This window comes from Prevotella sp. 20925_1_30 (genome assembly GCF_041433025.1).
Lineage (GTDB): Bacteria > Bacteroidota > Bacteroidia > Bacteroidales > Bacteroidaceae > Prevotella > Prevotella vespertina.
On the sequence record NZ_JAPWAR010000010.1, the window covers coordinates 47,561 to 69,270 of the forward strand.

Consider the following 21,710-nt stretch of genomic DNA (forward strand, 5'->3'; position numbering starts at 1 on the left):
TCCTCGGTTTAGTTGGCTGCTTTGAAGGTACTCTTAGCTACCTTCCCATCCTTTTGTAGCTTCGAAAACTCCTTCTTTGCCTTTGCTAGCTGTGCTTGGAATGCAGGGTCGGCATGCAAACGTGCCACGATGGCTGCGCTGATTATGCGTGCAGCATCCACGTCGCTCTGCCAGTGGTAACCACAGATAACACGGCTCTGTCCCATCTGGTAGCCACGTTCTAATATCTCATTCTGTCGGTCGACATTGATTTCTGCCAATACAAGTGCCGTTGCCCAGCCAATAGCGGTGTGACCAGAAGGATAAGAACCATTGGTGGATAGCTCCTGTTGCTGCTCTGGATTGCAAGTCATCTCCTTGTAGAATGCAAACGGACGAACACGCATGTAGTGGTCTTTAGCACCACGAGTAGCTAAGTCACCAGCGTCCTCACGCATATTCAGAATGAGCTTGTAAATCTCAGGAGTGGTCTCCTTGCTTATCTTAACACCGAATGCTTCAGAGAAAGCATTAGGCACTCCGTCACCACCAACACGTGCATCTGCAGCCGCCTGGTCGCCTCTTGGCGTGTCACGTTGCATCTTTCCCCATTGGTATTGAGCTTCATCATATAAGAACTGAATGCTTCCTAGCTGTGGAGGAGGTGGTAGCAAGTCGAGCGAACTAGCCTGTTGACCGTCCTGAAGGAAGTAGAGGTCGGGTTTAGTACGTGCATCTTTAATCTTAGTAGATACCGTCTGTGCGAATGTTGACAACGATAACATTGCAACGAAACCAACGATGAGAGCTTTCTTTGTCATTTGGTTTTTAATTTAAAAAGGTTTATTAATAAGATTGAATCATATTGTTCCTGCAAAGGTAGGAGGAATGCTGGTATAAAAAAAGTTGCATCAGTTTATTTCTTATAAATAAGCTAATGCAACTATTATAAGGCACTGGTTCTCAAACTACTTGTCTATTCAGACAACTTTAAAATATAGTGTACTATACTTGAAGGATTCTGCTTGCAATAGTCAGTGAGCGCCTTTCTGTTGTCCCCAATCTTGCTGTGATAAAGCCTACTAACAACAGGGTTGAGGTTACCATATATACCTAGCATACCTGGCAGGAGCGTTCGCTTCACCTTAGGAATTGCGAGTAAGAGGATGAGCACACGCACTTGCTGACTGCTAGCAGAGGTGAAGTGGAAGAGATCCTCACACACTCTTCCATCTGTCTTCATCATACTATCGAAGAAGAAAGCGGATAGTGCTTTAATCCGATCAGTGATGTCTCGCGTTGCAGAGTCTATATCTGCAAAGAGCTTAGAATCAAACTTCTTCATTCGTCTTGACTCATTCTCATGTATGATGTTATCGTGTACTGTGACGAAGTGGTGCATGAGTCGTTGCAGTGCCTTCAGTTGTTTCACCTGTGCAATGCGGTAGTCTATGATCTGCAAAGTGCGTAGTAAGTCTATTCTGTCATAATCTTCTATCGCTTGTTTAATACCTTCTAATTCTTTAGACAGAGCTTGACTTACATGCTGATAATCCTCCTCTTGCTTCAAGTAAGCAATGTTTGTGTCGATATACTGACGAATGATAGCGAGCCCTTCAGTACTAAAGAGTCGCTCATATTGCCCCTTTAAAGTTTGGAGCTTATCGTGTAATTCTGTAAGAGGACGTTGTTGATATAACTCTGATACATGGCTGATTGCCTCTTTCATACCATCATTTAAGCCCTTTAGCACTAGTGTTCCTTCTGTCGAGCGACGCAGTTTGTGCAATAGATCATGCAGATCTTCTATCTCGTTAAGCCACGCTTCGTTCTTCTCACATTGTTGTATGATTAGCTCAATATTATCCGATTGTTTCGCCTCTTGCGAAGCCTGTAATATGATCTTACTTTCATATATATTTACCTCATGGATACGCTCTATTTGCTCGTTCAAATACTTCACCATCTGCAATGCCGTATCACGATTAATGCGTGAGATACGTGCTGATACAGATGAAAACTGTTTACCTGCAGCCTTCATGTCTTGCGATTTACTCCCAATCAAATTAATCTCTTGATAAATGTTATCAATGTCCTTTTGTTCTCCTGCTGATAGTCGGTTACGGATAGAATTAAGGGTTGAGAGCCTGCGAAGGAGGTCCTCTTTCCCTAGTTGTAGTTGTATCTTCTCCGTGTGTTTCTGCTTGAGATAGCTAATGACAACCATACTAATAAGGAGGAATACAGCCAATGCTATGAGCAATATTAGGCGTGGATTAGGCACCTTATCATTGAAGTTTATCCATCGTCCTGCTGTTTCTTTTCCTGCTTGAAGTGCCATCACTCCAAGGTCAGAACCAATATATAAGGTTTGATTCTGTACGAATCCGGCTTGCGAATTGAAGTGTATATCATCATAGAATGTACCACAGTCCACTATTTTTCGCCCTTGTTTGATGATGAACTTACGAATACCTGCCTCGGGAATAGCATAGAGGATACTATCGTTAATGCTGTACATTCGGTTGCAACCATCTATCTGTAACGAGTCAAGACCTTGTATCTCTATCTGGTGATTAGTAAGGGTAAGGATGCGATTTGGGTACTTCTTGTTTGTGAGAACCCCATTCATAAAGCTCTTATTGATGGTGCTCTGGAGTGGACGGAATGTCTGCCCATCTCCATAGAATACTCCATTATTCAATGTGGTGATGTATATCTCGTTCGCTTTTGACGCCGAATGATAAAACGAAGTGATGTATTTTCCACGCATCGACTTGATTGTATCTGCCTTACCGGAAGCCATGTCAATGGAGAGCATATAGTCTTGCACTCCTAACAACACCTGTCCCTTGGTTGCTTGCAGTTCCATTGCTGTAATGCGAGTTGTGGGTTGCATGAGTACTTTCGGGCTTGCGAAGAGTTGGTTGAATAGGTAACTTTTATCTGCAGTAAGCCTGCACAACTGGTTATTTGAGTTGTAGTAGTAAATGTCATTACCCAAGGCTCTCATCTCTCTAGGCTGTTCGCCTTCCTCAAAGTCGTATATCTTTGTAGCCTCCTTTTCGTTCCGTTGTTGGCGGAAGAGCTCCCGTTTGTCATTCAGATATAAGTAACTATCACCTGCCTTACATGCTGCAACAATAGGCGCATTGGTACTGAAGATGCCAAGATGGTGTGGGATACGCCATACCGCATGCTTTCCTAAAAGCAGAGAGAAACCTTTACCATCATCAGGAATGGCTATCTCGTGTGGATTATTGGGTATCTCATGGTGTAAGGGAGCACTGATAAAGTGTGAAAGATTGTCTGAAAGCAACACACTTGACAATGTGATGAAGTAAAAGGTACGCCCAACTTTATAGAAAGTAAGTACTGCTTGCGGGAGAGGATATTGTTTCTCACCTCGTCTATCAAGTTCCTCTATCAATAGTTTACCATCTGCAAGCGCATAGAGCTTGTTATCATAAACTTCAATGTGTCGTATGTATTCCCCTTTGTGGCGTACGTTCACCTTATTAGATACTAAGTCCAGAGAGACAATTCCTGCTTGCGTTGCAGCGAAGAGCCACTTCTCTCCAGCATGACAGAGGTTGTTGACCAAGAAAGGCATTACCCCCTGTTCGGTTTTCTTATTACTCTTTGGATAAATAGGAACCAACTCCTTTGGCGTGTTTGAGGCTGGAGTGGAATAAAGCCCCTGCGATGTTGCAAGATAAATAGTCCCTTTTACCTGTTCAATATCATAAGGCGAATATTTATCCAGTTTGTTTGGTAGCTGGAAAGTAGCCTGATGAATCAACGAATCTTGGGCTATGTTCCATAATTGCAAACCAGCATTTCGGGCTGCAATCCATAATTGATTAGGGTGTTCAAGGTTACGTTCAACATTGTATATGCGGTCTAAGCCCGTATAATAGCGGGTTTTATTTTGTCCGTCAACATGCCATAATAACCCACTCTCAGTCCCTATCCAGTATCCTTGCTTGTCTACTGATAGTGTTGAGAGAGAGCCATCGTAATGGTATTCTTGCTCTGATAAAGAGCGTGTTGTGGTTGTTTCTTCACATCCCGTAACGGCAATTAGAAAGAGAGAACAGAGCCAAGTAATGAATAGTCGACCCCGTTTAGTATGCTTATCGTTTGTCGTCATTATTCAAAAGTTTGACCGCAAAGATACTTATTTATATCTTTAAATCTATCAGTTTATGCTATTTGTTTGTATAAACAAACATTATTTTAGAGAATGGAGAGCGCACTTTCCCGTCCTCCTTGCCAAATAAATAGGGGAGTGGACAATGTCATTAAGATATGAGATCATGGTAAAGTGTAAAAGAGGTTACAAATCTTAGGATAAAAGGAAACGCCCTTCTCGATTGGAGAAGGGCGTTCCTTTGATGTGAAGAAAGCCTCTCTTCGCTATAAAGAAACGCCCTCTTTGTTTGTAAACATTGCTGTTTTCTCCCTTCTGTATTCATAGAGGAGTGGGAAGGGGAGGCTGTCCTTTTCTGTTGGAAGAGATGGGGAGGGGGTGTGGTAGGCTATAGCTTGGGTGGATTCTTGCGTTCCTGTTCTGTCAAGAAGCCTGAGCGATAAGCATAGAGCAGTTCCTTCAGCGCTTCAATCTGCATCTTTAACTCTAACCCTTTGTCGGTATCTTGCACACGAATGCGGTGCTGATTCATCTCTACGATTTGTATAGTCGAAACGATGTCAGTGCCCCGTTTTATTGCATCCTCCGCCGATGTGAATGGCTCGTGTTGTACAAGTTGGAAGCCACGAGAGTGATAGACGAGGGTGTAACCAGCAATACCTGTCTCCTTGTGATAGGCTTGTGAGAAGCCACCATCAATCACCATCAACTTTCCGTTGGCCTTAATTGGGTTCTCTCCCTTCACTACGTGTACAGGAACATGCCCGTTGATGATGTGGCGGTTGGGCTTAGGAACATCGAACTCATCCATTATCATGTCTGCAATCTGTTCATTGTCTCGCATACTGAAATAGTATCCCTTCTCCTCGTGATGGGTCTCTTTTTCGGTCAAGAAATAGCGTTCGAAGGTTGCCATCTTTGACTTATCGAAGAGCGGACTATCGGGTCCACACCACAAGTAAAGGAAGAAGTCGATTGCATCTTGGTGCTCCTCTGCTGTTTGAATATCGTTATTCATTTGGAAAGCAGCACGTATCTTCATACCCGTCTGATAGAGTAACTCCTTTCCTTTTAACTTCTCTCCAGGACCTATCTCAACCTCTTTTAGCTTTCCATCAGCCGTCAATGGGATAGAAGCATGATAGAGAAGATTGTGGTTAACGATGTTATACATGCAGCCATGACGTAGTAGAGAACGAATGTGCGAACGTAGTTTCTCACTGCTAGTAAATGACTGGTGAAGGCGGTCGATGAGGGCTTGCTCCTCATCAGTTAACTGGTCAGGATGTTTCGGATCAATGGTTGGGAAATTGCAAGAACGCATCTTATACTCCTTTCCATCGACGATGATTGTACCCTTCTTATAGTCTATTGCCTCCAGTAAACAGCGGTCGTTCATCTTCCAAAGAGGGTGTCGCTTGATGAGTTGAGACTCCAGTTTGAATTGGATAACACTAATGGCTTTATGCATTTGAGACGTCAAGGTCATACTTCGTTCATCGAGTGGATTGTCCTTAGAAACCTTCGGCTTAAACTCTTCACAAGGGTCATTTCCATAGATGTCCATCGCAAAGGTTGCCAACTGAATGAGGTTGATTCCATAGCCATCTTCGATAGTTGCCATGTTTGCATATCGTAAGGCAATACGAATGACATTACATATACAAGCATCGTTACCAGCGCATGCTCCCATCCATAAGATGTCGTGATTACCCCAAGTAATGTCCCATGTATGGTAGCGTTTGAGCGTATCCATGACGATATGAGCACCTGGTCCACGGTCATAAACATCCCCTAAGATGTGCAACTGATCGATAACCAAGCGTTGAATAACCTCACAGATGGCAATGATGAAATCGTCAGCTCGTCCCGTAGTGACAATCGTATGAATGATAGCACTTACGTAATCGGTCTTGTCTTTATCGTCCGAATGTTCGTGAAGAAGCTCTTGAATAATATAAGAGAAGTCCGTTGGTAAGGCTTTACGAACCTTAGAACGAGTGTACTTACTCGATACATCGCGGCATACTTCCACGAGTCTATAGATCGTAATATGGTACCAATCGTTGATGTCCTTCTCGGTATGTTTGACCAGTTCTAACTTCTGTTCTGGATAATAGATAAGTGTGCATAACTCTCTCTTCTCGGCGTTTCTTAGAGTGTCACCGAACAACTCGTTGACCTTTCTCTTTATATTACCTGATGCGTTCTTTAGCACGTGTTGGAAGGCTTGATACTCGCCATGTATATCCGCAAGGAAGTGCTCCGTACCTTTTGGAAGATGTTCTATTGCCTCCAAGTTTATTATCTCTGTCGATGCATCAGCAATAGTAGGGAAGGACTTAGAAAGCAGTTGTAAGTAACGCTCATCCTTCTTTAGATCATACTGTTTAAGTGTCATTTGAATGTCTCCTTTCTATTAGTTATGGAGTTAATCAGCCTTTCTTTGGTGATAACTCCTATTAGTATCTATGTTTAAAGTTCCTTTTCATGATGGCTTTCAACCCATTATCTGCAAGTGGAGAGAAGGGTCGGAAACCTTCTTCTAGGTGTAGCTTGTCTACTAATAATTGGATGATACGACGTGAGAAACGATAGATGCGCATATGACGTAACACCTCTGCAAGGCGGTCTTCGTCGTAGTCATTATATTTAATCATCGTATATAAATCTGCTAGATGACGCATGGAAAGGATTTGTTTCCTATCTAATTGATGTGCATTGGCTAGCATGATTGCAATGGTTCTAACGATGGTCTCGTCGCTATTAATATTGTCATTAAGACGTTGACGAGTAAGAGGTTTTGTTCCAACTATCTTCTTTTGATTAAGAGGATTGCGCTCCTTGGGAAGGACGAGGGCAAAACGTTGAATCGTACTAGTCTCTATATTCGGGGCATTTAGCTGTAATCTGCTAATGGCATCATCAATGATCTCCCTTATATTCTCATCATCGGAATAGAGTAAGATACGCCTCCACTGCGCTGGATTTAAGCTCCTTAAATTCAGGAGTTGATCGCTCGGAAGGAGGTTGTGAGTGGTTTCTCGTGCCAGACCAACATGTAACAAACTATATACAGCATCGTTTTCCATTGAAGACATAGCCACTTGGTAACGAGTGTCTAACACCTTATTATAATAGAGGATGGTTTGTTCTGCCATCTCACTTGCCGATATACTACTGTTTAAAAGGCTGTTCGGAATAACGTCAATACGCTTTTGCCAACCTAGAGTTAGTGCCATTTGACGCTCTTTCTCATTGGTTACTAGCATTGCATCCACTTGATGTACAGTCTTTTGCTGATACATCATCTGCTTAATAAACTTGCGTATTCTCTGTTCGTTAGAACGTATAGGCTCGTTCAGTCCCCAGTGTGTAGAAAGGACGACCGCATAGCCCTTCTTCACTGCCCATTGCGCCCGTTTGGCAGCGAGGTAATCCCAACAAGCATGTATGTGGATTATGTCGGGGTTCTCTTTCTCGGCTACTTTTTGAAAGTCGTCAGTGCTTGTTAAGGTCTTAACCTCCGCATATTCCTTTTGCTCGGAAGTGAGTTGTAGGATATAATCGGATAGTAAGTTGCCTGCTTTTAGGCTGTTTATGTAATGGAGAATACGCATTTATAGTTTATGAGAGATGAAGTCATACTTATTAGCTCGGCGGTATTTGATCTTATAACCGAGCCTTTTCCATGTGATAGCAAGCTCGTATGGGATTACTTTCCATGCTGATATGTCAATATCGAAGCGGTTGAGTGCTCGCTTACCAATCATCATTCGGAGTATTAAAGTGAGCAGTAAACCAAGTGCAGAGGCTGCTGTTATGATCCAGTTGTGGGTAAGGAGTGAAACAGCGAGAGCCACAAACAATATAAGGTAATTGCCATGAAGAGCCAACTGGTCGATGATTGACAAACAACGATGCCGTCCCGAACCTTCCAAGTGCTGGCGATTCTCCATATAAAAGAGGTGTGTGCTTAACCATACCTTATCGGTTGGAACTTCCTCAATCAATGTACCCTCTGGGGAAGACTCAAAGGCTAAGTTGTTACCTTTTGCATATTTGTTGACCATGAAATCAAACTCTCCACGAAGATACTTAAGGTTTCCTCGGAATCCTTCTTGCCGTAAGAATAGCTCCTTGCGGAACATCAATGCATTGAAAGGACAGCGGTAGGCGTGGTCGTGCTGATACTCTCGCATGATATAACGAGCCTCATAGTAACGTTCAAAAAGACTATAGTCTGGTGTGCCATCTTCGTATCGGGTGTAACCGACAACAAGCTCTCTTCCATTCATGCAATGCTGTGCCAGCGTTTGTAACCATCGGTCACTTTGAGGATAACAACATACATCCGCCATAACAACCCAAGGGTATTTTGCAGCTTTAACACCCAATGTTATTGCAAGTTTCTTACGACTCATATAGCGTGAAGAGTCGGGTATGAAGGTTGTATAAAGGCGTTTATTATCAGCGAACCGCTTGAGTACATCGTTCGTTTCATGGTCTCCCTGAGGAACAACAACGATAACTTGAAAGTCATTGTCATACGACTGGTTGAAGTAGAGGGAAAGGTATTTTTCTAGTTCGCTAGCATTGTCGTGTGGGGTAAACACAATCGACACGGGAGGCAAACTGAAGTTCTCAACAGTAGTCTCAGTCGATGAAGTCTCCGTCTCATTGGCTTCTTCTGGTGGAGTGGTCGGCTCTGTTACTATCGCACTTGTGCGCACCTTCCGAAAGAAAGGATTAATTAGAGGTGTTAATAAAGCCATCACCAGCAATACTGCTGATAAGATGATTGTTGTATTATCAATGGTAAACATTCGTTTAAAGAATTGTTGTTTTAAAGTTCATCGGACATATATCCGATAGGTAGTTTTCTACAGTTATATTGTGAAGCCATGATTTCTCCATAAGCTCCTGACGACCTTATCGCTATGAGATCACCGCGATGTACCATGTTAAGAGATACCCCTTTTGCAAAGACATCACTAGACTCACAGATGGGACCAACTACATCATACGACTGTAGTTCATCGGTATTTGACAGGTTTACTATTCGATGGTGTGCCTGATAGAGAGCCGGTCTTATCAAGTCCGTCATACCAGCATCCACGATGGCAAACTGCTTACTTGTACCTTGTTTCACATAGAGTGTTCGTGTGATTAAAGAGCCCATTTGACCAACGACGGAACGCCCTAATTCGAAGTGAACCTTCTGTCCTTTGCGCAACTTGAGGTGCTTAGCAAAGGTCTTGAAGTACGATTGGAAGTCAGGGATTGGGTGCTCATCTGGCTCGTTATAATCTATCCCTAAGCCACCTCCAACATTAATATTCTCGACCTCAATACCACGTTCCTTGAGGTCATCTTGAATGGCATTGATGCGTTCACAAAGCGCCTGGAAGTCTCCCATCTCCATAATCTGTGAGCCTATATGAAAGTGCAAACCAATGAACTTGATATGCGTCATCTCCATTGCAGCAAGCACCGTTGAATGCATGTCCTGCATGGCTATTCCAAACTTATTCTCAGCCAGTCCTGTGGTGATATTAGCGTGTGTGTGTGCCCCTACATTTGGGTTAATTCGAAGGCAGACACTCGCTATCTTCCCTCGCTTCTGGGCTAGTTCATTGATGATTTCAAGCTCTTCCTTGCTCTCTACATTAAAGCAGAATATATCGTTGTCAAGCCCTAAGTTGATCTCCCAATCGGCTTTTCCGACACCTGCAAAGACGACTTTATCTGCAGGAAAACCACTCTCCAAGCAGCGTTGAATCTCACCTCCACTAACGCAATCTGCACCTATTCCCGTCTGACTAATTAGGTTAAGAACCTTCTTATTAGCGTTTGCTTTGATAGCATAATGTACTAAATAACCTTCGTACTTACGTGCTTCTTCTTGAATGACATGTAATGTCTTGCGCAGAAGATCGCAATCGTAATAGTAAAAGGGAGTCTCTATATTCCTGAATTTATCTGTTGGGAATGTTTCTTTCATTGCTTTTGTGTTATATTGAGAATGTGTTTCTTGCTGTAAGCAAGGTTGTGTCTATGTCGTTATAAAGTCTATATAGGGGGCAAATCAGCGATTATTCATATCCTTGATAAGCCCTCTATTGGATAAAGTTAATTGAAGAGAACGTTTGATAAGGATTGTAGGGCGCGCTTCTTGTCAGCCTCTTTTATAAGGAAGGAGATGTTATAATTACTTCCTCCATAGCTGATCATGCGTACCGGAATATCCTTCATTGCATCTGTCGCAAGCGTCTCGAAGCCTACATTACTCCAATCAAGATCACCCACTACACATACTATGCACATATCAGAATCGACGCTTACTGTACCATACTTCTTCAACTCGTCAACTATTTCTGATAGGTGACTACAGTTCTCAATAGTCATAGATAAGCCCACTTCACTGGTCGTTATCATGTCAATGGAGGTCTGATAACTCTCAAAGATCTCAAACACTTTGCGTAGGAAACCAGATGCTCCTAGCATTCTACTAGACTTTATCTTGATGGCAGTTATATTATCTTTAGCAGCCACGGCCTTTATCTTACTCCTAACAAGAGTGTTGTTAATTATGGTGCCTTCAGCGTCTGGTTCCATCGTATTCTTCAGTCGAACAGGTATGCCGGAGTACTTTGCTGGCTGCACACATGTCGGGTGTAAGATCTTCGCACCGAAGTAAGCTAGCTCCGAAGCCTCCTCGAAGTTGAGTTGTCGAACAGCCTCCGTCTTATCTACCACACGTGGGTCATTATTGTGCATACCATCTATGTCTGTCCAAATTTGTATCTCTTCTGCATTGATGGCAGCACCTATCAGCGATGCTGTATAGTCCGAACCGCCACGCTGGAGATTATCTACTTCACCATAAGCATTGCGACAGATGAATCCTTGTGTGATGTAGATTTGATAGCCTTCATGCTCTTCCATGATAGCAGATAACTTCTCCTTAATGTAAAGGAGGTCAGGTTCTGCATTCTTATCAGTGCGCATGAAGTTGAGTGCGGAAAGTAATGTCGCTTTCACTCCTTGCTCTTGTAGGTAGTTGACCACCATGTTTGTCGACAATACCTCACCCTGTGCTACGATGTTCTTCTCCTCAAATGAGGTGAAAAGACCCTTCGTGAAAGAGCGTAGATAATCGAATATCTCCGTTACGAACAGGCGTGTTTTCTGTTTGTATTCGTCGGTAGAGTAGAGTTCATCAATATGTCCGAAGTACTTTTGCTCAAGGTTATTAATCACCTCATTAGCCCCCTCTGGGTTCTTACGATATAAGTAATCGGAGATCTCAATCAGCGAGTTTGTGGTTCCACTCATGGCTGAGAGGACTATAAAAGTAGGTTCCCCTGACTTTGTTACTAATGAGGCAACACCCTTCATGCGCTCTGGTGAGCCAACAGATGTACCTCCGAATTTCATTACTTTCATGTTTCGTCTTATCTTTCTATTGTATGGTTGTGCCCCTTCCAGAGCCTAGTCGTTTTCTATGGGCTCGCCAATAGCTTCTATCGGAGCCGCCTCTTCATTAAGTACCTGTACTTGGTTATTGTCTTCAAGTAGGCTTAGTTCGCCGTTCTTACAGCAATATACCTTGCCAGGGAACTGACTCAAGAGGTTGATGTTATGCGTTGACATGATGACCGTCGTACCTGCCTGGCATGTAGCCTTCAGTATGCTAACAATGTTAGCGGCTGTTTCTGGGTCTAAATTACCCGTCGGCTCGTCTGCAATAATAATCTTTGGCTCATTGAGTAAGGCGCGTGCTATAGCAATACGTTGCTGTTCGCCACCTGATAACTCACTAGGCATATTATCCTTCTTGTCCATCATGTTCACCTGAGCCAACACCTCCTCAATGCGTCGAGCAATCTTCTTTTTGTCAGTCCAACCCGTTGCCTGCAATACAAATCCTAGGTTCTTTGCAACCGTACGATCGTGTAGTAATTGGAAATCCTGGAATATGATACCCATCTGTCTACGCAAAGCTGGGATGCGACTGCGCTTTATGTCGAGTACAGACTCGCCCAATACGTGAGCTTTCTCAGCATCAGAAGTATCGATGTCAAGCTCTCCGTACATTGTTTTTAGCAGTGAGCTCTTACCCGAACCAACACGTCCAATAAGGTAAATAAACTCTCCTGCTTCTGCTTGGAAGTCCACATCCTTTAGAATCAGACGCTCATCTTGGTATATGTTTGCCTTCTTGTAGTCTATTAACATGATTATTCCTTGTGGTTTATTAATGTGGAATTTGTTGTTATACCCCCGTTAGAAGGGATGCAATAAGTTCTTGCAAAGGTAGTAAAAAACTTCTGATTCCTATCTTTATAATGGTGAAAATGTTATAAATATGAGGTTGAAAGCATGAGAGCAAAGGCTCTGAAAGTCCCATCAAAGTTCTCCAAAAGCGGAGGAATAGCTAACATATACGAGTGATAGAACTATCGTTTGCTTTCCGTAATAGTCACATCTACAAAAGAAGAGAGGCTTTCTTCCATTTAAAGAGGGCGTTTCCTTGCCATGAAGAGAGGCTTTCTTCGCCACAAGGAGACGCCCTCTTCATGGGCTTACAAGGGCGAATAAGTTATGAATATGTTTTGAAGTCTACAATAAAAAACGTACTTTTGCAACTCAAACTATTTGATTATGAAACTGAAAATGATATTAATAGCTGCGTTGAGCGTGGCTGTAACGACTATTTATGGGCAAAACGCAATGCGCAGTCTGAGCCAGTGTGAACGTGTTGCATTCAGTGATTTCAAGTCTGTCCACCCCTTCGAATATATCAAGAAGGATAATAATTGGCAATTACTTTATATGCTCCGTACTCCTAACACAGCAAAGGGTCTGCGCAAGGCAGGGCTATCCTTTAATGATGAGCAGCTCTCGTACTTGCAAAAAGCAGGGATGATTAAGCAGGTGGAAGGCGACAAATGGCAGACAATCTTGCCCATCTTTGATGTGGAACAAACCGCTGCATTGCGCCAACTAAGTCGATTAATTGCTACGAACGTAATGGATAAGTCGGAAGCTGACTATCGACAACTTGTCACAGAATTAAGCAAGAGCAACTTTGCTGATAACGCTTTTAGTATTGCTTTCTCTTATGTGCTTGATGGCTTGACATGGGATGCGATAGCCCCAGATAGATATAAACTAGATAATAAAGCAGACTGGAAAGGAATGGTGTGGGTGCTTTGTGAGCCACGAAAGAAAACTCAATTCGGCACCAATAGCTATGGACCTATCCAAGAGACATGGACAAGAACAAGTCTAAAAAACGCTCCGCAACATGCCGATTTAATGCCTTTAGCACAATGCCTACTTGACAACGAAGGGTTGAAGGATGCAACTATTATTGACCATTTAAAGCCTTATGGCATTGTTGATGAGACTGGGAAGTTGCAGATACCAGTAATTGATAGAGAGAAGCAAGACTCTGTTAATATTCTTTGTCACCGATTATCTGATAGCTTAACTTCAGCTGTTAAGGATAATATTACACGTGCTCAAGAGATTACAAAGATAGATGATAAGCGTACTTCAATCGTCCTTTTTCATGAAATAATGTGGGATACTGTCGACTTACTACAGGCTCGCAACCTTGTAAAAGTCCCCGAAGTATTAACGAATGAGGCAGCTCCTAAGGAGCAGTTTCGCAATATTTTGTTCGTAATTGAGTAGAAAATGAAGGATATATCACTGATTGCTTTCGATGCAGATGACACCCTGTGGGAGTGTCAAACTTACTTTGCTTCAGTGGAGAAGGAGTATTGCGACCTATTGAAACACTATGCTCCTGTGGAAGAAGTATCGCAGGCTTTATTTGCAACCGAGACTGCCAACATGGAGTTGTTGGGCTATGGAAGTAAGGCATTCATCCTCTCCTTGCTCGAAAATGCTACTCAGGTGAGTCATGGGAAACTGACTTCTGCAGAGGTGACAGCTATTATCAAGATGGGAAAATCGCTCTTGCAACTACCAGGCAAACCGCTAGAAGGGGTTGTGACAACTATGGAGAAGTTACGCAGATCAGGCTTATATCGACTCGTAGTATTCACTAAAGGCGAGCTACTAGACCAAGAGAGCAAGTTCAATCGGTCGGGGTTAAGAACCTACTTTGACGACTTTATCGTTGTGTCGGATAAGACTCCAAAGGCTTACGAAAGGCTATGTGATCAATTTGGAATTGGTATTGAAGAACTCTTGATGGTAGGTAATTCGTTTAAATCTGACGTAGAACCAGTGTTAAAACTTGGTGGTTGGGCTGTCCATATACCCTTTCATACTATCTGGCAACACGAGGTTGTAGATGAATACGAGCACCCTCATCTCTTGAATATGAAGTCGTTTAGCGAACTGGAAACGCTCATCAACGAACGAGAGCAGCGTTTGAAGGTAGATAGGTTGCAGCTAAGAAGTATATAAGAATTAACTTATACAAATATAAAATGATAACATCCATCCTCGCATATAACAAGGAGTTTGTAGCCAACAAAGGCTATGAACCATTCGTAACAAGCGGTAAACCCGACTTAAAACTAGCTATTCTCAGTTGTATGGACACCCGTCTTACGGAGCTATTGCCTAAGGCGTTGGGGCTAAAGAATGGTGATGCTAAGATTATCAAAGTAGCTGGTGGAACCCTGCTGACGCCTTATGACTCCGTTATGCGCTCTTTGCTCGTGGCAATCTATGAGCTTGATTGCGAGGAAATCATGGTTATTCATCATTCAGGATGTGGTGCCTGTCACATGGAGGCAGACCACTTTTTGCACTTAATGCGCCAACATGGCATTACAGAAGACGCCCTTCAAGAGGCTTCTAAGCAAGTGGATCTACATCAATATCTTGATGGTTTTCATGATACAGAGGCTAGTGTGCGTCGTACGGTGGCGGGTATTCAGCACCATCCACTCGTTCCGAAGAACATTGTTGTGCGTGGTTTCATCATCGACTCACGTACTGGTGAACTTACGGAAGTTGATTGTTAATAATCGAAGAAGTACTTACGAAGAAGGAAAATGTAGGTTTTTACCATGATAGAAAATCAATATTTTTTATTACTTTTGCAGCTGAATAAGAAACCTAAAAACCTTTACTTCATGCAGTGCCAAGTATCTTGAAACTGCAAGTAAATCACTTTTCTACAATCAAAATGATAGAAGTTTTAATTGAAAACATCCTTAATTACGATCAACATGCACTGTTGGCTGTGAATAGCTTACACAATCCTTATTGGGACTTGTTTATGTTTTCGGTAAGTGGTAAGCTCATTTGGATACCATTATACGCTAGTATTCTCCTCCTTCTCTTACGTAACTTCAGTTACAAGGCGGTGCTGTTTAGCTTGTTGACTATTGGTGTGATGATGTTGATAACGGACACGTTAACGGCGCAATGGATACGTCCGATGATTGGACGAATGCGCCCCAGCAACCTCGATAGTCCCATTGGTCACCTAGTGCACATCGTTAATAACTATCGAGGTGGAGCCTATGGCTTCCCTTCCAATCACGCTGGTAATTGTTTCGGATTGGCTTTCTTCATCTGTTTCTTGCTCCGGAAACGATGGTTGTCGGTGTTTATGATAGGGTGGGCAGCGGTAGTTTGCTATTCAAGAATGTACCTTGGAGTGCATTACCCAGGTGATATTCTAGGTGGAATAACCTTTGCTTTGATTGGTTCTGCACTCGTTTATCGCACCTTATTATATGTAGAAGGACCTTATCATCGCCGTCAACTCAAAGGTACACTCATACCAGTTTGGGTGGGATTAGGTATCTTCACTTATATTGCAATAGCCTCGTTTGTTTTGTATTTAATGGCTTAGACCATTCGAGCAGATAGTTTGCTCGAATAGTCTTTATAGTTTCTTTCCTGATACCAAGACAATTACTAGAAGAATACCCATTACAAAGATGAAGGCAAAAGAGCCTATACTCCCCATATAAATACGCCCTGTATGTACTTCTAATGCCGCATTCCAAAGTGACATGGGGCGGTCTTCTAGACGGGAAGGTTGGGCTGGGAAAGGTGTACCAGTGAAGTAATCAGCCCAGCAGAGATGCCCTTTAAAATCAGAGCTATAGCCCGAGATGGTTTGTCCTGTTGGTGCCGTACCTGGTACGAGGACTCCTGCATACAAGGAGGCATCGCATGGTTCAATATAATTTGTTTGTCTATTCCATCGGTAGAGACCATCAAACGAACCTACAAGCCACGTTCCAATCGACTCATGTTGCCATACATTTTGCCCCATCACACTAACAGGTGGAGCAGTGGTGAGGGTTTTCGGTTGACTAGTTAACGATGTCAAAGAGTAGAAACCATCGGAGGTTGAAATCATCCAATCGTGTTCCTGTTCGTCATAACGTATCATCCTTAACTTGTCATACCATGCGTTATCATTATTCAAGACGGTTCCTGGCAGTGGACGAGTGCTGTTGCTAGCTAGGAAAATAAGCAGCGGTGGACGCAATGCCCAGCCTGTTATTGCAATAAAGAGGGTAAGGAAGAAGGTGTAGATACCCACTTGCTTATGCCACTTAAACATCTTCACACTTCGAGGACGTGCCCACAACCAAATGCCAGTGACGCTTAGAAGGATGAGAACAAGGGCTATTGCATCCATAAACAGCTTCCCCCAAGTACCAAATAAGCCTCCGCAATGCAAGAGCCAAAGCTGTTTAAAGAGGCTAACCTTGCCATCGTAACCTGCAGGAGCATGTAGTTGAAGGCGTTGGAAATGGTTATATGGAGCAGAGGAGATGTATAGATACGATCTACTAAGCACTACCAAGGTGTCACCACGCATACTTATATCTGATAAGAGTTCGTCATCATCTTCCTTAGGAAGGCTCACTTGCTGCCAAGTATTGTGTTCCTTTAATCGGTATAAGCCCATGATACCAGCGGCAAAGAGTTCTCCTTGTGGAGTTTGCACTACTCCCCTTATCTGTCGATAGTCGGCTCCTGCGGGTAAACCATTGTTAAATTCGTTAATAGAAGAGGCTGTACTGTCGGTTAAGAAAATGCCAGCAGCTCCATAAATGAGCACTTTCTCAGTCTTTGATGGTTGGTCTTTATAACGTATTGTACCACGTAATAAGCCATTGTTCCAACGCTTGAAAGTATAAGAAGAAGGTAGGAATTTCCTACTAATAGACATACTTGCAAAGGTGCTGCGATGGTTGAGAATAATGCCAGAGAGGCTGAACATTATCACAAAAAAGCAAATGATTAATCCTAACCACTTATGGTACTTGTGCCAAGTCTTACGTTTCATTGATTACTATTGATTAGTGAGATGTAATTAAAAAGGATATCCTTTTACGTCTACAAACTTACTGAAAAATACGCAATAATTAGCTTTTTCCATTACTAATATTGCTTGTTATGACTGAAAAAGTGTACTTTTGTGTTTGTTAATAAGCGTATATACTCGATGATAAAGACATTAACAGTAACCTCAATAATAGTTTCTTTGCTCTTTAGTGCTTGTGTACATGAACAGAAAGAGGCTAAACCTGCAGAGGTAAAGCAGTCCATTGACACATTAAAAGAGGGGAATGATAAAGGTAGTAAAGCCATTCAAGCAACGAATGTAAGCAACGCTGGCTTTAGAGAAGTTGGTGAGGTGAAAGTGAGAATCACTACTCCTTGCTTCGGTGTACGCAATGTTAACGACCTAGATATGCTCCCTCATCCTGATGAAGTGTCGCGTAAAGACTCTTCACTGATTGCTAAGCTCAATGCAGGAGAAGTCTTTCTCTTACAAACAGGAGAGCAAGGTATCAAGGAGACAGAGACTGATACGAAAGCACTCATCAGTTTTCAAGTGGGCGAACTATGGATATGGAAGTCGGCAATCAAGTAACAGCTTCATTGCTATTAATAGTTTACTATCTTATAAAACTACGTCTTCTTTAATTGAATAAACCGATACTGAGGCCTACATTATATAGATTGGGATGACCCGAGCTGTTGGCAGATGAGAAGTCGCCGAAGGCTTTTACAAACCACGGGGAACAAATCTGTGACAGCTATAGAATCGTTAAATTAAATTTTAAAGTTCGATATTCTATAGGGGAGTAGCAGATGGGTTGGTGTATAAAGAGGCTGTGTCTCGTTAGTGACGAACAAAAGACTGCAAACAAAGAAACGCCTCCTTCATATAGAAGAGGGCGTTTCCTTGATGTGAGAAGAGGCTCTCTTTAATGCAAAGAGACGCCTTCTTTATTTCGTTCGGAACATCCCCTCCAGGGGAGGGGAGTGAAGGGACTTTCTTACTTCACGCTATTCTGCCGTTCACGAATTAGTTTTATCTGGCGCAGAATATCGTTGTAATGCAGGAGGTTAAGGTCTGTACTGCTAGCAGCCTGTGCCTTGCAATACTTCTCAATAGTATCAAGCTGCTGTCCAAGATACAATGAGATATCTGACGGCCGGGCGCGGTCTAATTCGACAGACTTGTCTTTCTCCACTTGATTTAGGAATGCATCGAGCTGCTTGATATAGGTACGCTCCAACAGACGACGTGTACGAACTTTCACGTCATTAGTCGATGTCAAGGGTTGCCAAACAGCCTTGAATACATCGTTCAAATAGTCCTTGACCTGATAAGCACCAGCCGCAAATTGATCCTTGTAAATCTTATCTATCAACGAACCATTCAACAATACCTTCAAAACTCGCCCTTGTTGTGCAGAGATTTCATCGACAGCATTTACACCTGACACATCTGTCATCGTTGACGGATAGAGCCAGACTGGGGCGTCGAAGAGCTGTCGGGAGAGATAGTCAACAGCGTCTCTTCCCTTCTGTGCAGGCGCCACCTCGTAAGGTTTCTGCCCTGGCATGTTATTGATGTATCGCCCTCCAACATTCTTAAGAACGTGGTTTGTGTATCGATTAAACTGACTGATAACACTCTTCCACATCTCTATTCTGTCCTCGTATCTATCGTTAGTTTGATGTGTCCATGTCGGTAAGGCGACAATGATTCGTTTGAGATTCTTGATTCCATAATCGCTCGCTTTCACATTGTCATCACCCAAGTCTTCCGTCTGCGCACGTGGGTCTTCGTTCTTACCCTCGCCTCCGAACCATAGGCGTGGATTGGTTGCTAAGACCTTAGAAGTCTCTGTTAACAACCCTTCCTTCTCGGCTATCTCATCCTTAAACTCAGGTCTGTACTGATAGCCCCAGCGTATTGCCCACTTGTCATAGTCGTTTATTCGTGGGAAAAGTCCACGTTCGGAGATATTGTCCTCGGGCTGAGCTACATAATTGAAACGGGCATAGTCCATGATACTTGCAGTGTGTCCGTGCTCTTCCACCCACTTCTTATCACGCAACTTCTCTACTGGTGTAGCATGACTAGCACCCATGTTATGACGCAAACCCAGCGTGTGTCCAACCTCATGACTCGATACGAAGCGTATTAACTCGCCCATGAGTTGATCATCCATGTGCATTGTCTGTGCTCGTTTATCAAGTGGTCCGCATTGCGTCATGTACCACTTTGTCAAGAGATTCATCACATTGTGATACCAACAAATGTGACTTTCGATGATCTCCCCACTACGTGGATCGACTATGCGAGGGCCGTATGCGTTCTCAATCTCAGCTGGTAAGTATCGTAAGACATTGTAACGTGCATCGTCAACACTCATAGTTGAATCATCTTCTGGCCAATCCTTTGCTTGGATAGCATGCTTGAAACCAGCTGCTTCAAAGGCTACATTCCAATCCTCAATACCCTGTTTTAGGTAAGAAACCCACTTCTTTGGCGTTGCAGGATCTATATAGAATACAATGGGCTTAATAGGTTCCGTGAGTTTGCCTTTGGCGTAGGCTTTCTTGTCTTTAGGCTCTAGACGGAAGCGAGAAATGAATTGTTCGCGGTCGGCGCGAGTCTGTTCATCACTGAAGATAGTATATCGATTGGTGAAGTAACCAACCCTTTCATCCCATATACGCTTGCGCATTGGAGTTTGAGGAAGTAGTACAATACTAGTGTTCAGACCAACAGTCAAGGCTCCAGTAGATGATGCAGGAGCAGAAGAAGGAGTACTGCTATAGGTGCGTGTTGTAGCTATTTCGACATTGATAGGATAGACTTTCATTGTATCAATAAAGGTCCTATCAGACTGCAACGAACCGATTTTCAGTTGTTTAGCAGCGTCCTGTGGAATACTCACAACACCATTATCTTTGAGGAAGAGAGGGGTTACCTCAATGAGTTGCGCATTGTTTTTCTTATTGCGACCAAGCACTTTGAACGACGCAATGATAGGGTCAGCTGTGGAGGCTTTAAGCGTACGGGAGATGCGACTCTCAGGGTCTGCTTCTTGTGAAAGAACGTACGCACGAAGGTTAATCGTGTTGTTGTTGCGTTGCTCGAAATAGAGTGTCTTCTGGTTAATAGCCTCTCCCGAGAACTTACCGAAGTTCTGTGGTACGGCAGTGAAACGCGTTACTGCCAATAGATAACGACCTAGAATGGAGTCTGGAAGTTCGTAGTACCACTTGTCTTCAATATGCCTTATCGTGAAGAGACCATCGTTAACACTACCGCCTTTCTTTATTAGTTGTTCGTAAGAAGAGGGCTTCTCCTTATCATTGGTAGCTTTCTGACTCTCCTTATCATTGGTTTTTGCCGTTGTAGACTGCTCGTTAGTAGAGTCATTAACAGCATAGAATATGTACCTGCTATTGGCTAAGCCTGTACCAGAACCTAGCATTAAAGCAACCAGGCAACCTGTAAGTTTCTTATTAATCATGATTTTCTCGTTTACACCTTATTATATATATAGGTAATAGAAAGGTGTGAATAACAACCTTTCCATTACATCATCACTTTACTTCAAAACAATAGCCTTGCGAATACGAAGGTCTACTTTGGGACGGTCATTATCGTCTACTGGCTGCCGTTGTATGCGTTCAACAACATCTAAACCATCGATTACCTGCCCGAAAACAGTGTATTGTCCATCGAGGTGAGGAGAGCCTCCCTCAGTCTTATATAACTGACGAACTTCAGGCGACATCTTCACTATTCCATCTGTATGAGCATCTAGTCTCTCTTGTGCCCAATCGAGTTGTTTATCCGTAAAACGTATACCCCAAACAATGTAGAACTGCGTAGATGACGACTTACGTTGTGGGTTTACATCATCGCTTTCACGCGCTGCTGCGACTGCACCTCGGCGGTGCAACAACTCGGGATAATGTATCTCTGCAGGTAGAGAATAGCGTTCGGGAGTATCGCCAAGAGCTTGTCCTGGCTTTGCACTCTTCGATCCCATGTCGCCAGTCTGTACCATGAAATCCTTGATAACACGATGGAATAACACCCCATCATAGGCTCCGCTCCGTACCAACTTGAGGAAGTTATCACGGTGCAAGGGCGTCTCGTTATAGAGTTGAATGCGGATGTTCCCACTGTCAGTCTCTAACAATACCTCGTGAAGAGGCGCACTTGTTCTCTCTTGAGCGTGGCTAGTCATCATAGAGGTAGCCATTAGCAGTAATAATAATAGCTTTTTCATAT

Annotated in this window: 16 protein-coding genes; 5 read left to right on the forward strand and 11 right to left on the reverse strand. The window is 43.1% G+C overall.

Annotated elements, in window-relative coordinates:
• Positions 1 to 8 precede the first annotated feature (8 nt).
• The 8 genes from O3603_RS06175 to O3603_RS06210 form a co-directional block, all read right to left on the reverse strand.
• Entirely contained in the window at positions 9 to 800 is a 792-nt protein-coding gene (locus O3603_RS06175) for a phosphatase PAP2 family protein (RefSeq protein ID WP_371521517.1), read from the reverse strand.
• A gap of 155 nt (positions 801 to 955) precedes the next feature.
• Entirely contained in the window at positions 956 to 4,132 is a 3,177-nt protein-coding gene (locus O3603_RS06180) for a hypothetical protein (protein WP_371521519.1), read from the reverse strand.
• Positions 4,133 to 4,520: 388 nt separating this feature from the next.
• Complete coding sequence (locus O3603_RS06185) at positions 4,521 to 6,533, reverse strand: fructose-1,6-bisphosphatase (RefSeq protein WP_371521521.1); 2,013 nt, start codon at positions 6,531 to 6,533, stop codon at positions 4,521 to 4,523.
• A 61-nt stretch (positions 6,534 to 6,594) separates the two neighbouring features.
• The gene (locus O3603_RS06190) at positions 6,595 to 7,752 is read right to left on the reverse strand and encodes a glycosyltransferase (RefSeq protein WP_371521523.1); all 1,158 of its coding nucleotides are present in this window, start codon (positions 7,750 to 7,752) and stop codon (positions 6,595 to 6,597) included.
• Positions 7,753 to 8,958 carry a glycosyltransferase gene (locus O3603_RS06195; RefSeq protein ID WP_371521525.1) on the reverse strand — a complete coding sequence of 402 codons (1,206 nt, stop codon included), beginning with the start codon at positions 8,956 to 8,958 and terminating at the stop codon, positions 7,753 to 7,755. It lies immediately after the preceding gene.
• 20 nt (positions 8,959 to 8,978) lie between these two features.
• A complete protein-coding gene (gene lysA, locus O3603_RS06200; protein WP_371521527.1) occupies positions 8,979 to 10,136 on the reverse strand; it encodes a diaminopimelate decarboxylase in 1,158 nt (385 codons plus the stop codon).
• Positions 10,137 to 10,264: 128 nt separating this feature from the next.
• Positions 10,265 to 11,581, reverse strand: coding sequence for an aspartate kinase (locus O3603_RS06205; protein ID WP_371521529.1), 1,317 nt, complete (start codon positions 11,579 to 11,581; stop codon positions 10,265 to 10,267).
• 45 nt (positions 11,582 to 11,626) lie between these two features.
• On the reverse strand, positions 11,627 to 12,373 hold the full coding sequence (locus tag O3603_RS06210) for a cell division ATP-binding protein FtsE (RefSeq protein WP_009434993.1): 747 nt from the start codon (positions 12,371 to 12,373) through the stop codon (positions 11,627 to 11,629).
• Positions 12,374 to 12,799: 426 nt separating this feature from the next.
• Between O3603_RS06210 and O3603_RS06215 the strand changes: the two genes are divergently transcribed.
• The 4 genes from O3603_RS06215 (at position 12,800) to O3603_RS06230 (ending at position 15,986) form a co-directional block, all read left to right on the forward strand.
• Complete coding sequence (locus O3603_RS06215; RefSeq protein WP_371521531.1) at positions 12,800 to 13,837, forward strand: hypothetical protein; 1,038 nt, start codon at positions 12,800 to 12,802, stop codon at positions 13,835 to 13,837.
• A 3-nt stretch (positions 13,838 to 13,840) separates the two neighbouring features.
• Positions 13,841 to 14,581: an HAD family hydrolase gene (locus O3603_RS06220; RefSeq protein ID WP_371521533.1), complete on the forward strand. Its 741-nt coding sequence runs from the start codon at positions 13,841 to 13,843 to the stop codon at positions 14,579 to 14,581.
• Between the two features lie 23 nt (positions 14,582 to 14,604).
• Entirely contained in the window at positions 14,605 to 15,147 is a 543-nt protein-coding gene (locus O3603_RS06225; RefSeq protein ID WP_371521535.1) for a beta-class carbonic anhydrase, read from the forward strand.
• Between the two features lie 164 nt (positions 15,148 to 15,311).
• The gene (locus O3603_RS06230; RefSeq protein ID WP_371521537.1) at positions 15,312 to 15,986 is read left to right on the forward strand and encodes a phosphatase PAP2 family protein; all 675 of its coding nucleotides are present in this window, start codon (positions 15,312 to 15,314) and stop codon (positions 15,984 to 15,986) included.
• A 33-nt stretch (positions 15,987 to 16,019) separates the two neighbouring features.
• Here the strand turns inward: O3603_RS06230 and O3603_RS06235 are convergent, their stop codons facing one another.
• Positions 16,020 to 17,441 (reverse strand): PepSY domain-containing protein, encoded by a 1,422-nt coding sequence (locus tag O3603_RS06235; RefSeq protein WP_371521539.1) that lies wholly within the window; start codon positions 17,439 to 17,441, stop codon positions 16,020 to 16,022.
• Between the two features lie 159 nt (positions 17,442 to 17,600).
• Between O3603_RS06235 and O3603_RS06240 the strand changes: the two genes are divergently transcribed.
• On the forward strand, positions 17,601 to 18,032 hold the full coding sequence (locus tag O3603_RS06240) for a hypothetical protein (RefSeq protein WP_371521541.1): 432 nt from the start codon (positions 17,601 to 17,603) through the stop codon (positions 18,030 to 18,032).
• A gap of 409 nt (positions 18,033 to 18,441) precedes the next feature.
• On the opposite strand, the gene O3603_RS06245 is transcribed toward O3603_RS06240, so the two are convergent.
• Both O3603_RS06245 and O3603_RS06250 read right to left on the reverse strand, forming a co-directional pair.
• Positions 18,442 to 20,943, reverse strand: coding sequence for a zinc-dependent metalloprotease (locus O3603_RS06245; RefSeq protein ID WP_036895299.1), 2,502 nt, complete (start codon positions 20,941 to 20,943; stop codon positions 18,442 to 18,444).
• A gap of 75 nt (positions 20,944 to 21,018) precedes the next feature.
• Positions 21,019 to 21,708, reverse strand: coding sequence for a peptidylprolyl isomerase (locus O3603_RS06250; protein ID WP_371521543.1), 690 nt, complete (start codon positions 21,706 to 21,708; stop codon positions 21,019 to 21,021).
• Between the last annotated feature and the right edge of the window lie 2 nt (positions 21,709 to 21,710).